The sequence below is a fragment of the Pseudomonas sp. C7.1 genome (assembly GCF_056312395.1).
Window position 1 is genome coordinate 1733718 of sequence record NZ_JBWDTL010000003.1, and the last position, 14050, is coordinate 1747767.

Genomic DNA, 14050 nt, shown 5'->3' on the forward strand with positions numbered 1-14050 from the left:
AAGGAGCCGCAACATGGATAAATTCGTGGAGCTGACCCAGGTCGGCAAGTATTTCGACACCAAGAAAGGCCGCTTCCAGGCCCTCACCAACGTCAACCTGAGCATTGCCAAGGGTGAGTTCGTCACCCTGATCGGCCACTCGGGTTGCGGTAAATCCACCGTGCTCAACCTGATCGCCGGCCTGCTGGAAGCCAGCGAAGGCGGCCTGATCTGCAATGGCCGCGAAATCGACGGCCCCGGCCCCGAGCGCGGTGTGGTGTTCCAGAACCACAGCCTGCTGCCCTGGATGACCTGCTACGGCAACGTCTACCTGGCGGTTGAAAAAGTCTTCGCTGGCAAGGAAAGCAAGGCCCAGCTCAAGGCGCGCACCGAAGCAGCCCTGGCCATGGTTGGCCTGAGTCATGCCACCTACAAGCATCCCAATGAAATCTCCGGCGGCATGAAGCAGCGTGTCGGCATCGCCCGCGCCCTGGCGATGGAGCCCAAGGTATTGCTGATGGACGAACCCTTCGGCGCGCTGGACGCCCTGACCCGCGCGCACCTGCAAGACGAGCTGCTACGCATCGTCGGCGAAACCCATAGCACCGTGGTGATGGTCACCCATGATGTCGACGAAGCCGTACTGCTCTCCGACCGCATCATAATGATGACCAACGGCCCGGCGGCGACCGTGGGCGATATCGTCAAAGTCGACCTGGCGCGCCCACGCGATCGTCTGGCCCTGGCCAACGACCCGCAGTACCACACCTATCGTACCGCTGTGCTGGAGTTCCTTTACCAACGCCAGCAGCGCCCGGCTGCCTGAACTAACTGATGGCAAAGCACCCGCAAACCTGCGGGTGCTTTGCCAATCTTGCGGAAAACATCCGTCTAGGAGCCTGTCGGACTTAACCCGAAAAGGAATGACAGCGCGGGTTTAGGTCTTTGATTGCTCGGGGTCGTTCTTTCTAAGCATCCGAGTTGACTATCGCGAACCCAGGCGGTCCGTTCGTGCACCTGAGCAGCTGCCTGGACGCGGGTGGGCGTACTTTTCGGCCGCGTTACATCGCGCGTAGCACATGCAAACGCTTGATGTTCCAGGCCATGGTCACCAGGCTCCATTCGCCCTGGGCGTTGGCCAGGCCGCGCATGCTCATCTGCCGCCAGCCCATCACTCGCTTGATGATGCCAAACACCGGTTCGACCGTCTGTTTGCGTAGCCTGTACAGCGCTCGACCTTCTTGCGTGCTCAGTCGGTGAGCCATCTGTTCGACTGGGTTACTCGTCTGTGGTAGCGGCGAGTCGGTGGCAAAGCGCTCCAGTACCGGGGTGTGGTGCGACTCGCGTTTGAGCGCCAGAAGCGGTTCGACCTTGGCTTCGTGGCAGGCGCTCACGTTGGCCTGGCTGAAGAAGCCGCTGTCCGCAATCAGGCTTTTCACCTCGCCTAATTCGGCGGGCAAGGTGGCTATGCGCTGTAGCGTGGGAACCACTTCGCGCTTGTCGTTGCAGGCCTGGGTTACATGCTGTGTGACCACCAGCATCGTCTCGGTGTCGACCCCGGCTTGAGCGTTATAGCTCTGCTCGAAGCCGCCACCGGAGACGGGCATGATGCGTGACTCTTCATCGGTCAGATTGACTTGATCGCTGTCTTTGGGGCCCGCTGCGGGCGGTTCTGGATCCTTGCCGCGTGGTTTCTTTCCAGCCTTGCGCTGGGCCTCACGCTTGGCCGTCTTGGCCTCGAATTGCTGTTGCTCAATGGCGTGTCGCTCAGCTGCACGTTGCTCGATCTTCGCTTTGGCCTGGGCTATCGCGCTGAGCCGATCTTCGCGCCGGGCAATCTCCGCCGGCACATCCATGCCATCGGGTACGGCGGCGCAGTCGCTGTTCTCGGCCAGCGCCAGCAACTGCTGGACCTCCTGGCGTAACTGCGCCTCGATCTTGTTGGCGTGCGCCCAGGACAAGGCCTTGTGCTTACTGGCGTTGGCCTCGATCTTGGTGCCGTCGAGAGCGATATGACCGAGCTTGAGCAGCTTCATCTCGCGCGCCAGCATCAGCACCTGGACGAACAGCGATTCAACCTGCTGCCGGAAACGTCGACGGAACGTAGCCAAGGTGTCGTGATCGGGGTGGGTGTTGGCCGCCAGATAACGGAACGCTACCGAGTCATAGGTCGCGCGTTCGATCTTGCGGCTGGAGTGCACGCCATTGGCGTAGCCGTATATCAGCAGCCCCAGGAGCACGGCCGGATGGTGGGCAGCTGAACCCCGCCCCGCATACTGCCCAGTCAGCTCGCTCAAATCGAGTTGCTCGATGACCTCGACCACGAACCGCGCCAAGTGATCCGCCGGCAACCACTCGTTCACCGAAGGCGGTAGTAAATACGCAGTGTCTCGGTCAGCAAGGACAAAACGGCTCATCAGCGGGGCTCTCGATTGCAGGGCCTTGATTGTCGCGAATACTTTCAGCGCAAGGAAGAGTCAGAAAGTCCGACAGGCTCCTAGGCGAGCGCTTCGGCTATGATCTGCGCCCCCAGCCTCAGTCCCAGCGGCATGCTAGCAGTCAGTGTCAGCAGCAGCGATGGCGACAATGGCGGCCTGCATAGGGAGTTGAGTACGCACGGGGGTAGCCAGCAGCTGTATTTCAAGGCTGGCGCCTACATCCAGGATCACAGTGGCCCCTCCAGCGGGGCGGCAGAGTGACCTTCTTTTGGCTCGACAGCAGGCATCGCTAACCCCTCGTCGGCGTTAAGCCCCGCTTAAGCAAACAGCCTTACGCTGCAACGCTTCGTGCCACACCCCTAATAAGGAACTGTCTATGCCCCCCTTTGCGCCCGCTCGCCGCGTTGACGCGTTGTATTGGCTGTTTACCTGGCTGGCCGCAGCCGTCCATCTTAGCCAACTGTTCGAACCAGCAGAGTCGCTGGGTATGTGGGTGTATCAAGGGGCGCTGATCGGCAGCTATGCCTTGCTGTTTATCAGTCCGCTTTGGCTGCTATGCCGGCTGTGCGGGCGTTGGCTGGGGGCAGCGCGCATCGTCCTGCTGATTGCTCTGGCCAGTGCGCTGCAACTGTTGATTTACGCCGACATGCTGTTGTGGAAGCTCTATGGCTTTCACCTCAACGGTTTTGTCTGGAACATTCTGACCACCCCCGGCGGTATCGCAGCCCTGGGCTCATCAGAATCCAGCGAGCGCGGCTTTGCCTTGATTGCCCTCGCCATAGTCGCCGGCCAAGGCGCGCTCTATCTGCTGGCCGCAGGCCTAGCTCGCAAGGTGCACGGCGTGCCGGTACCGCGCCTACTCTGGGTGCTGCCGCTGTTTATCCTGCTGACCTTAGGTGAACGAACCAGCTATGCGCTCAGCCATTTCTATGGCTACAGCCCACTGCTGGAAACCGCCCAGCGCATGCCGTTTTACCAGCCCCTGACCATGCGCCGTTTCCTCGAAAAACGCCTGGGCCTGGAGCGCCCGCAGCGTATGGAAGTGGAAAATGTCGCGCTGAAAGGTCAGCTGGCCTATCCACAAGCCCCCTTGCGTATCGAACCGCCGGCCAAGCCATTGAATGTGGTGTGGCTGGTGGCCGAATCCTGGCGGGCGGACAGCCTCAACCCACGGGTAATGCCGCAGACCCACGCATTCGCCGAACGCGCGCAGCGTTTCGACAATCACTTTTCCGGCGGTAACGGCACACGCATCGGCATGTTCAGCCAGTTCTACGGGCTGCCGGCCAACCTCTGGTTCCCGGTACTGGATGCGCGAGTCGGCAGTCCGCTGATCGATGTGCTGCAACAGCAGCAGTACCAGATGAAGCTGTTTACCAGTGTCAAATTCAGCTACCCGGAGTTCGACAAAACCCTGTTCGTCAAAGTCCCCGCAGAGCAGATGCAGGCTTTTGACCAGGGCCACAGCTGGCAGCGTGACCGCAAGAATGTCGATGACCTGCTGCAGTTCATTGACCAGCGCGCCCCCGCCAAACCCTTTATGACCTTTATGTTTTTCGAGTCACCCCATGCCAACTACGAATTCCCTCCTGAGTCGGTCATCGAACCTGACTACCTAGCGGACTTCAGCTACGCCAGCATGGATCTGGAGCGGGATATTCAGGGCATCTACAAGCGCTACCTCAACTCGGTGCACCACCTCGATAGCCAGATAGCGCGCATCACTGAGCATCTGCAGGCCAAGGGGCTGCTCGACAACACGCTGATCGTGATCACCGGCGACCACGGCGAAGAATTTATGGAAAAAGGCCGCTGGGGCCACAACTCGACCTTTGTTGATGAGCAGATCAAGGTTCCGCTGGTGCTCTGGGTGCCTGGTCAGGCGGCGCATCGCGAAGTACTGCCGACCAGCCATGTCGACCTACTTCCAACCCTGCTGCCACTGCTTGGGGTGAATAATCCAGCGCGTGACTACAGCATCGGCCAAAGCCTGTTAAAACCCAGCGCCAAGCGCATGCTGATTGCCGGCGACTGGGACCGACTGGCCTTTATGGACGGCCAGCACAAGGTGGTACTGCCGTTTTCCAGCGGCAGTTTCACCGCCATGCAAACCAGCCACGCCGATGATCGGCCGATTGCCGATGCCTCGCGGCTATTGCCACTGGTCATGCCGGTGATACGCAGCGAACTGCAGAGTATTCGCCGCTTTCTCGCGCATTAAATAGCACGGGCGTGTGCAGCCATGGATGGCGCCCGTCACTATTGAGTAAACTGGCGGTCTTTCTCGACTGCGACCTTGCCCATGGCCCGCCTAACCCTTGAATTTCCCGAAGACCAGTTCTGCTACAGCACCCACCTGACTGTACGGGTAACCGATATCAATGCCGCCAACCACCTGGGCAATGATTCGATGATCTCGATGATTTCCGAGGCACGGGCGCGTTTTCTGTTTGAGTTCGGCATCGAAGAAACCCAGGAAGACGGTACCGGCATTATCGTCACCGACCTTGCCACCACCTACCGCGCTGAAGCCCACGCCCGCGATCAGTTGCTATTCGAGGTTGGCGTGATGGACTTCAACACCTACGGCGGCGACATCACCTTTCGCATCACCCGCCCCGCCGACGGCGCGATGGTGGCCATGGCCAAGTCTGGCTTTGTGTTCTTCAACTACAAACTGGGCAAGGTGGTGCAGATGCCGGCCACTTTCAGCGGCAAATTCAGCAAGGTCAACTGGCTGAGCAAGTAACCTGGGCTTACCGACATAAAGCTGGTAATTGCCGGATGGATCACGCTTGATCGCGGCAATACGACCCGAATGCACCTTAATTGCGCAATTATTTGGCTGTAATCGTGACAGCTGGCACATCCTCTGCTACGCCTTAGGCATAACAACAAAAGCAGGGGAATTGCTATGCCGACCACGCGCAGCCATGTCCGCCACGCCGGGCTCTTGAGCAACCTACTCGCTCTGGCCCTCCTAACCCTTCCCTTACCGACCCAGGCTGCACACACAGTCACCGACACCAGACCAAGTGGCTTAGGCTGCAGCGCGCTAACGCGCAATAGCTAAAGCCCTCGAGCCAAGGCTCCTCGCATCCTGTTCTTACCCAGCCTGGTTTGCCAGAACCGGGAATACGCTTTGCGCCCTATTCAAGGGCAAGCCCTCCGCTAACGCCTCCTTTTGCAGCACTGCTGCCGCCATCCAATAGCTGAAAACCCAGCGAATACAGGGCTTTATCCGGTTGGCGCAGCTCTTGCTATAGCCCTGTTACAGGTAGCCAATGGCGGCTGCTCAACAAACGACAAAGACGTCGCATAAACCACGCCCCAGGGCGTTCGGTTATGCGGCGTTTTGCGTTTTACGCCCCAGCGTTTGGGGCTGGCCCTGCCCTGTGATCCAGGACTTGCGCTGGTAATCCTCTCAACCCTGCTGTGGCGGAGGGTCTGTTGATGTTTCGCCGCGAGCCGCGTCGAAGCGTCAACAGACCCTCTTCCTCAGGGTGGCGTACCACAAGTACACCACCTCCCCGATGGGTTGCGGCCGCCATGTCCACGACCATGGCGTACCGCACCCCACCGGGACCCTTTTTTACTGAATGAGGTTTTCGATGAATACAAGTTTCTGGAAATCCGGCCACACCCCAACCTTGTTCGCCGCGTTTCTGTATTTCGACCTGAGCTTTATGGTCTGGTACGTGCTCGGCCCGCTGGCTGTGCAGATCGCCACCGATCTTGACCTGAGCGCCCAACAGCGCGGCCTGATGGTCGCTACGCCGATCCTCGCTGGCGCCATACTGCGCTTGCTGATGGGTTTTCTGGCTGATCGCCTGTCGCCCAAAACCGCCGGCCTGATGGGCCAAGTAGTCGTTATCGTGGCATTGTTCTGCGCCTGGCAGATCGGTATCAGCAGCTATAAGCAGGCGCTACTGCTCGGCCTGTTCCTAGGTTTTGCCGGCGCCGCCTTCGCCGTTGCTCTGCCGCTGGCCTCGCAGTGGTATCCGCCGCAGCACCAAGGCAAAGCCATGGGCATTGCTGGTGCGGGCAACTCCGGCACCGTGCTGGCCGCGCTGTTCGCCCCTGGTTTGGCGGCGCTGTTCGGTTGGCAGAACGTCTTCGGCTGGGCATTGATCCCGCTGCTGGCGACCCTGCTGATCTTCGCCCTGCTCGCAAAAAACGCCCCGAAGCGGCCCAAGCCCAAAGCCCTGACTGACTACCTGAAAGCCCTGGGTGACCGCGACAGCTGGTGGTTTATGTTTTTCTACAGCGTCACCTTCGGCGGCTTTATCGGCCTGGCCAGCGCCTTGCCCGGCTATTTCAACGACCAGTACGGCCTGAGCCCGGTGACCGCCGGCTACTACACCGCCGCCTGCGTTTGCGCCGGCAGCCTAATGCGCCCACTCGGCGGCGCACTGGCCGACCGTATCGGCGGCATCCGTTCGCTGCTGATGATGTACACCCTGGCCTCTTTGAGCATTGCCGCAGTGGGCTTCAACCTGGAAAGCTCGGCTGCCGCACTAACCCTGTTCGTCACCGCCATGCTCGGCCTCGGCGCCGGTAACGGCGCGGTATTCCAACTGGTGCCACAGCGCTTTCGCAAAGAAATCGGCGTGATGACCGGGCTGATCGGCATGGCCGGTGGCATCGGCGGCTTCCTCCTCGCTGCGGGTCTGGGCACCATCAAGCAGCAGACCGGAGACTACCAGCTTGGCCTGTGGCTGTTCGCCAGCCTCGGCGTGCTGGCCTGGTTCGGCCTGTATGGGGTCAAGATGCGCTGGCGCACCACCTGGGGCAGTGCCGCAGTGACTGCGGCGCGGGTGTAATTGCACGAACGCCGGGGATGCTGCCTTTGCCTCAGCGCTTCTTCAACAACAGACCTATTCAGCAACAGACCCAGGAACTTCAGCATGGCCTTGCAACTGACCTTCGGCGAAGCCAGTGCCACCGGCCCGCGTAGCGAGAATCAGGATGCCATTCGCGTGGTCACCCCGGTGCCGGCGCTCGCGGCCAGTAAGGGCTACCTGTTCGCACTCGCCGATGGCGTCAGCCAGTGCGCCGACGGCGGCCTGGCGGCGCGCGCCACCCTGCAGGCCCTGGCCCTGGATTACTACTGCACCCCGGAAACCTGGGCGGTGACCCAGTCGCTGGACCGCGTACTGGTTGCGCACAACCGCTGGCTACAAGCCAATGGCGGCGGTCAGCCGTTGCTCACCACCCTGAGCGCACTGATCCTGCGCGGTCGGCGTTTTACCCTGGCGCATGTTGGCGATTGCCGGGCCTATCGCTGGCTGGACGGCACGCTTGAGCGCCTCAGCGAAGACCATGTGTGGGAACAACCAGGCATGCAGCATGTGCTCAAACGCGCCATGGGCCTGGATCAGCACCTGGTGATGGATTATCTGAATGGCGAGCTCCGTCAGGGCGAATGTTTTGTGCTGGTCAGTGACGGCATCTGGGCCACCCTGGGCGACGCGGGCATTCAGCGCATCCTCCACGATGAACAGGACCTGCCCGCCGCCAGCCGTGCGCTGGTCAATGCCGCACATCTGGCCGGCAGCCAGGACAACGCCAGCGCCCTGCTGCTGCGCGTCGAGGCATTGCCGCAAAGCGATCTGGCCGACACCCTGGCGCAGCTGCAGCACTGGCCGCTGCCGCCCAAACTGCGTGAGGGGCAGAACTTCGAAGGCTGGGAGGTCGAACGGCTGCTGGCCGAATCACGCCAATCGCTGGTCTACCGGGTGCGCGATGCCCAGGCGCGGCGCTGGCTGCTGAAAACCTTGCCTCCCAGTCGCGACGATGAGCCGCAAGCCGGCCCCGCGCTGCTGCTCGAAGAGTGGTTTCTGCGCCGCGTGGCCGGGCGCTTCTTCGCCGAAGTGCACCCGCTGCCGCAGCGCCAGCACCTGTATTACGTACAGCGTGAATATGCCGGGCAAACCCTGGCCGAACACCTGCGCCTGAGCGGCCCGCTGGGCCTGCCGGAATGGCTGGACATTGCCCCGCAGCTGATCAAAGCCCTCGGTATGCTGCACCGACGCAATATCCTGCACCGCGATATCAAGCCGGAAAACCTCCTACGGGGCGATGACGGCGAGCTGCGTGTGCTGGATTTCGGCCTGGCCTACTGCCCCGGACTAACCCGTGATCAAGCCTGCGAACTACCCGGCACCCCCAGTTACATCGCCCCGGAAGCCTTTACCGGCGTCGCCCCCAGCCCGCAGCAAGACATCTACAGCGCCGGTGTTACCCTGTATTTCCTGCTCACGGGGCACTTCCCCTACGGCGAGATTGAAGCCTTCCAGCATCCTCGTTTCGGCCAACCGACTCCAGCCAGCCGTTATCGGCCAGATTTACCCAGTTGGGTCGACGATAGCCTCAATCGCGCCCTTATTGCCGAGCCGAAACAGCGCTATGAAACCGCCGAAGAATGGCTGCTCAACCTGGAGCAAACGGAACGCAAATCCCTCAGCAGCCGACCGCGCCCGCTACTGGAGCGCGAGCCGTTGCTGGTCTGGCGTAGCGTGGCGTTATTTTCGCTGCTGCTGAATTTGCTCCTGCTGATCGGGCTGCTGCGTTAAATCCGCCACTTGCGCACCAATACTGCGCAGGACGCCTTTAAACGGTGCGTAAATACTTCGCAAATAATCTGTAACTCGCTGATAAACCTTATAAATATGCATCACGCAAGTTGGCACAGGCCCTGCATTGTCGATTACACAATTTAATAAAGCGCGGCCTCAACGAAGCAGGCTGCACTTCCCGATAGAACGGGATTTGGACAAAGGCGTCCTCGCTAGGTGACTAGCGGGACGCTTTTTTTGGTTGGCCATCCGTGACGGCCAGCCGAGATGCACAACGCCTGAGGAGATCAAAATGAGCGCAAAAGTCTGGCTGGTAGGCGCAGGCCCCGGTGACCCGGAGTTGCTGACCCTCAAGGCGGTTAAGGCCCTGAACCAGGCCGAGATCGTGATGATCGATGACCTGGTCAACCCCGCCGTACTGGAGCACTGCCGCAACGCGCGGATCATGCCGGTGGGCAAACGCGGCGGCTGCCGCTCTACCCCGCAGGCATTTATCCATCGCCTGATGCTGCGCTATGCGCGCCAGGGCAAATGCGTGGTGCGCCTAAAAGGCGGCGACCCCTGCATCTTCGGCCGTGGCAGCGAAGAAGCCGACTGGCTAAGCGAACACGGTATCGAGGTGGAAATGGTTAACGGCATCACCGCAGGTCTGGCCGGAGCGACCAACTGCGGCATCCCTCTGACCCTGCGCGGTGTAGCCCGAGGGGTGACCCTGGTTACCGCCCACACCCAGGATGACAGCAGCTTGAACTGGTCAGCCCTGGCCCAAAGCGGCACCACCCTGGTGGTGTATATGGGCGTGGCCAAACTGGCAGAAATTCGCGAAAGCCTGCTGGCAGGTGGCATGCGCGCTGACATGCCCGTGGCCTTGATCGAGAACGCCTCCCTGCCACACCAGCGCGAGTGCCGCAGCAACCTTGCAGCCATGCAGCAAGCCGCTCACGACTTCCAATTGAAAAGCCCGGCCATTCTGGTGATTGGCGAGGTCGCCGGGCAAGCTAACATGCAGCTCGCTGCTATCAGCGCCTAACCGCTTCGCGCTCCGCGAAGTTCCCCTTGCCCGCCACAAGCGGGCCTTTTTTTGCGTGGGTTTTTCTTTATGGCCGCCATGGCTGGCGGCCATAAAGAAAAACCCGGCCGAAGCCGGGTTTTCTATACAGCCAGATCGATTACTGCTGGATCTGAGCTTCTACTTCAGCTTCTACGCGGCGGTTAACAGCGCGGCCGCTGTCGGTAGCGTTATCAGCAACCGGACGGGCTTCGCCGTAGCCAGCAGCGTTAACGCGGCTAGCCTCTACGCCGTACTGATTAACCAGTACTTCACGAACAGCGCTTGCGCGACGCTCGGACAGGTTCTGGTTGTAAGCATCGCTACCAACGGAGTCAGTGTGACCTTCAACCACGGTGGTGGTCTGCGGGTACTGCTTCATGAAGTCAGCCAGGTTTTTGATATCGCCGTAGCTTTCTTCTTTAACGCTGGCCTTGTCGAAGTCGAACTTAACGTCCAACTCAACACGAACCTGTTCCATCGGCTCTTCAGCAGCTACTGGCTCAGGAGTCGGTTCAACAGCAGCAACAACCGGAGCCGGCTTGCTGCCGCCACCGAAGTTCATGCCGATACCGACGCTTGGAGCCCACTCGGTGTCGCCCTGGTCGATGTTGTACTGAGCTTCAACGCCAGCACGGGCATAGAAGTTGTCAGTGAAGTAGTACTTGGCACCGCCGCCAACGTTGGCGAAGGTAGAGCCATTACGACCATTGCGACCGGTTTGACCGATGCTCTGATCCGAAAAACCTGCAGAAACGTAAGGACGCAGTGCGTCGCCAACGTTGTTGAAGTGGTACAGAGCATCCAGGGCGGTGTTAGAGCCCTTGATGTTGCGACCATCTTCGCCACGAGCGTTGTGCACTTCGTCGTAGGCCAGACGCAGTTCAACGTCATCAGTCAAGTAGTAGCCGATGCTGCCGCCGAACAGGTTGCCGTTGTTTTTGAAGTCACGGGCGCTGTCGAACATCTCTTTCTTAGCAAAACCCTCCACTTCGACAGCGCCTTGACCCTGAGCCAGAACGCTGAGGGAGGATGTGGCCAACAACGAGCCAATGACAACGCCTAAAGTGTTTTTCAATTTCATTACTAATTATTCCCTAATCTTGGTGGTCAGTAAGTTGTCTGACAAACACAAGACAACTCAGCCGGCTGATTCTAACAGAATCAACCGTTAGCTATGATGGCTTTATTCTAGATAAGTTTCAGTGCTGTCAGAAAATTTATCGCGCAGGCGATCAAGGGCACGTTTATAGCGCATTTTTGTGGCGCTCAGGCCCATGTGCATAATGTCGGCAATTTCTTGAAACTCCAGCTCTGCGACAAAACGTAGCACTAAAATTTCCCGATCAATCGGATTGACATGCACCAGCCAACGATCAAGACCCGCTTTATCTTCGGGCTTTGGCGCCTTTTCTTCGGAGGCTTCTTCAAGCGGGTCCAAACTTAAGGCGTCAATAAGACGGCGCTTACGTCGCTCTTTACGGTATTGGGTAATGCATTCGTTGTAGGTAATGCTGTACAGCCAAGTTTTAAACTTTGATTTGCCCTCAAAGTTTTTTAGGCCATATAAAACTTTGAGCATGACCTCCTGACAGACGTCATCCGCATCACGATCGTTACCTAAATAACGCGCGCACACGTTGAATAAAGTGCGCTGGTAACGACGCATCAGTTCTTCGTAAGCGCGGGTTATGTGGAATAACTCGTCATGGGCGCGCGCCACTAACTCTTCGTCCGAGAGTTCGCGGGGGTCATAGCGCAGGGATGCAGAGTGGGCTTTATTCAAAACGAGTCGGGCCGACAGTCAGGACATAAGCCAACGCAGCCTGCAAATCAGGCTGCGGATTGGCCGCATACAATAACAGGGATTGGCCTTAGCGGCTGCTTACCTGCTGTTCGAGCAACGTACGGTTAGCCACTGAAACCAGCTCACCAGCTTCCGTCAGCAGCGTGGTTTTGACCGTACCGATTTCCTCAATCTGCCCTTCGACCGCGCCAACCTGCACGTGTTGCCCAACCTCATACAACTCACGCACATAAATGCCGGCCAGAATCTGACTGGCAATGTCGCGACTGCCCAGGCCCAGCGCCAAGGCAACCGCCAGACCTACCGAGATCAGCACAATGGCGATCACGTTGTTAAGCAGATCGGTTTTCACTTCAAGCTGACCGATCGCCACCGAGATGCTGATGATGATCACCAGGCCCTGAGCAACGCGGCCCAAGCCACTTGCATAGTCCAGCCCGACGCCTTCCGCCGCGCCGCGCACCAGGCCGCTGACCAGCTGTGCCAGCAGCACACCAGCGAGCAGCACCAGGGCGGCGCCGAAGACCTTAGGCAGGTATAAGGCCAGTACATCAAGCGTCGCAGAAACTCGCTCCAGGCCCAGAGACTCGGCGGCCGTAACTAGGAAGATCAACAACACGAACCAGTAGACGATCTTGCCGATCAGGGTCGATACCGGCACTTGGATGCCAGCACGGCTCAGCAGCTTGGTCAGGCCGGTGCCGGCCATCAGGCGATCCAGGCCGATCTTACCGAGCAGTTTCGACAGCAGTGTGTCGAGGAACTTGGCCACTACGAAACCCAGCAATACCACCACCATGGCGCCAAACAGGCGCGGGATAAAGGCGGCAATCGGGGTCCAAACGCTGGCCATCGCATCAACCAGAACTTGAGTAAATTCCATGCTCAGTCAGCCTTATTAACAGTTGAATCGGTGGTTTTACGACGCGAGACCGGCGCCACATGCGCCGAGCCATTATTCAGCGCCAGCATCAGTGCGCCCGCCCAGTGGCCCATCAGCGCAAACAGATCACCGGCGCCGACCTGGCGGTTGGCGGTTTTCAGCACACGATGCAGGCAGGCGTCATCGTCGTGGCTTGAGGTGGGCGATTTGAGCAAATCGCGCAGTGATTCTTCAAAGGGATCGTGCATGGCGCACCTCACAGGATGTGTCGGCTAGACGAGACGAGTTCAGGGCAAGTCACATCAGATCCAGCGCAAGCGCCGAAACAGCAGCCACTGCACCAACGCCACGGCGGCCATCAGCGAACACGCCAGAAGAAAGCCATGAGGGCTTTGCGAACCTGGAATACCGCCAACGTTGATGCCGAGCAAGCCGGTGAGAAAGCTCATCGGCAGGAAAATTCCGGTGATGATGCCGAAGCGGTACATGGTGTGGTTCATCCGCTCATCCATGCGTCGATTTTCAGCTTCCAGCAGCAGGTTGACCCGCTCACGGCTCAACTCCAGCTCTTCGAGGTAGCGCGTCAGGCGGTTATTCAGCTCGTTCCAATAGCTGCTATCGGCACCGACCAGCCAGGCCTGGGCGCTGGCCGTGAGCTGCCCGTAAATATCGCGCTGCGGCGACAGAAAACGCCGCAGGCTGGCGGCGCGTCGACGGATTTGCAGCAGTGCGGCATGATCAGGCGCCTGGCTTTCCAACGCTTCGGCACGTTCTTCCTGATCGTCGACCTTCTCGGATAACTCGCCGACCAGACGCTCGATCTTATCGGTCAGGTAATGTGCCAGACGCAGAATCAGTTCAGCCGAGGTTTTTGGCCCCCTGCCCGCCAGCAGGTCCTCAATCAAGTCCTCAGTCGCGCGCAACGGCCGCAAGCGCAGGGAAATTGCGCGCTGGTTATCGGCAAAGATGCGCACCGACACCATATCCTCGGGCTCTGCCCCCGGATTAAGGTTCAGGCCGCGCAGAAACAGCAGCAGCTGTTCATCAGGCAACGCCAACAGACGCGGGCGGGTGTTTTCTTCCAACAAAAGGTCGCAAGCAAAAGCGCTCAGACCACTCGCTGTACGCAGCCAGGTGTGCGTCTGCGGGTGACTGCGATCCCAATGCAGCCAGAGGCTTTCCTGCTCAGCCAGCACCAGCCCGTACAGTTCTTGCCGAGCAATACTGCGGGCGCCGCCCAAGCCATTGAGGACAAAGGCGTGCACCAGGCCCCATTGCGCGTTGTCACCTTCGTGCATAACAGTTTCCTGCAAGCGC

At 59.5% G+C, this 14050-nt stretch carries 12 protein-coding genes; 6 read left to right on the plus strand and 6 right to left on the minus strand.

The features are described 5' to 3' along the window. Positions 1-13: 13 nt before the first annotated feature. The gene (locus tag AC0T4W_RS11425; protein WP_476319095.1) at positions 14-805 is read left to right on the plus strand and encodes an ABC transporter ATP-binding protein; all 792 of its coding nucleotides are present in this window, start codon (positions 14-16) and stop codon (positions 803-805) included. Positions 806-1040: 235 nt separating this feature from the next. Here AC0T4W_RS11425 and AC0T4W_RS11430 read toward each other — a convergent pair whose 3' ends face one another. After that, the gene (locus tag AC0T4W_RS11430; protein ID WP_476315485.1) at positions 1041-2396 is read right to left on the minus strand and encodes an IS1182 family transposase; all 1356 of its coding nucleotides are present in this window, start codon (positions 2394-2396) and stop codon (positions 1041-1043) included. A gap of 397 nt (positions 2397-2793) precedes the next feature. On the opposite strand from AC0T4W_RS11430, the gene AC0T4W_RS11435 reads away from it, so the two are divergent. The 5 genes from AC0T4W_RS11435 to cobA all read left to right on the plus strand — a co-directional run bounded on the left by AC0T4W_RS11435 (position 2794) and on the right by cobA (position 10025). Continuing rightward, complete coding sequence (locus AC0T4W_RS11435; protein WP_476319096.1) at positions 2794-4638, plus strand: sulfatase-like hydrolase/transferase; 1845 nt, start codon at positions 2794-2796, stop codon at positions 4636-4638. 81 nt (positions 4639-4719) lie between these two features. After that, a complete protein-coding gene (locus AC0T4W_RS11440) occupies positions 4720-5166 on the plus strand; it encodes a thioesterase family protein (protein WP_476319097.1) in 447 nt (148 codons plus the stop codon). Positions 5167-6028: 862 nt separating this feature from the next. Further along, the gene (locus tag AC0T4W_RS11445; protein ID WP_476319098.1) at positions 6029-7240 is read left to right on the plus strand and encodes a nitrate/nitrite transporter; all 1212 of its coding nucleotides are present in this window, start codon (positions 6029-6031) and stop codon (positions 7238-7240) included. 84 nt (positions 7241-7324) lie between these two features. Continuing rightward, positions 7325-8992, plus strand: a complete 1668-nt coding sequence (locus AC0T4W_RS11450; RefSeq protein WP_476319099.1) for a bifunctional protein-serine/threonine kinase/phosphatase — start codon at positions 7325-7327, stop codon at positions 8990-8992. Between the two features lie 295 nt (positions 8993-9287). Further along, positions 9288-10025: a uroporphyrinogen-III C-methyltransferase gene (cobA, locus tag AC0T4W_RS11455; protein ID WP_476319100.1), complete on the plus strand. Its 738-nt coding sequence runs from the start codon at positions 9288-9290 to the stop codon at positions 10023-10025. 139 nt (positions 10026-10164) lie between these two features. Here the strand turns inward: cobA and AC0T4W_RS11460 are convergent, their stop codons facing one another. The 5 genes from AC0T4W_RS11460 to AC0T4W_RS11480 all read right to left on the minus strand — a co-directional run bounded on the left by AC0T4W_RS11460 (position 10165) and on the right by AC0T4W_RS11480 (position 14031). Further along, positions 10165-11127, minus strand: a complete 963-nt coding sequence (locus AC0T4W_RS11460; protein ID WP_476319102.1) for an OmpA family protein — start codon at positions 11125-11127, stop codon at positions 10165-10167. A gap of 102 nt (positions 11128-11229) precedes the next feature. Continuing rightward, a complete protein-coding gene (gene sigX, locus AC0T4W_RS11465) occupies positions 11230-11829 on the minus strand; it encodes an RNA polymerase sigma factor SigX (protein ID WP_275962586.1) in 600 nt (199 codons plus the stop codon). A gap of 88 nt (positions 11830-11917) precedes the next feature. Next, on the minus strand, positions 11918-12733 hold the full coding sequence (locus AC0T4W_RS11470) for a mechanosensitive ion channel family protein (RefSeq protein ID WP_476319103.1): 816 nt from the start codon (positions 12731-12733) through the stop codon (positions 11918-11920). A gap of 2 nt (positions 12734-12735) precedes the next feature. Then, positions 12736-12981 (minus strand): CrfX protein, encoded by a 246-nt coding sequence (locus tag AC0T4W_RS11475; protein ID WP_090255899.1) that lies wholly within the window; start codon positions 12979-12981, stop codon positions 12736-12738. Between the two features lie 54 nt (positions 12982-13035). After that, positions 13036-14031: a zinc transporter ZntB gene (locus AC0T4W_RS11480; RefSeq protein WP_476319104.1), complete on the minus strand. Its 996-nt coding sequence runs from the start codon at positions 14029-14031 to the stop codon at positions 13036-13038. Positions 14032-14050: the final 19 nt, after the last annotated feature.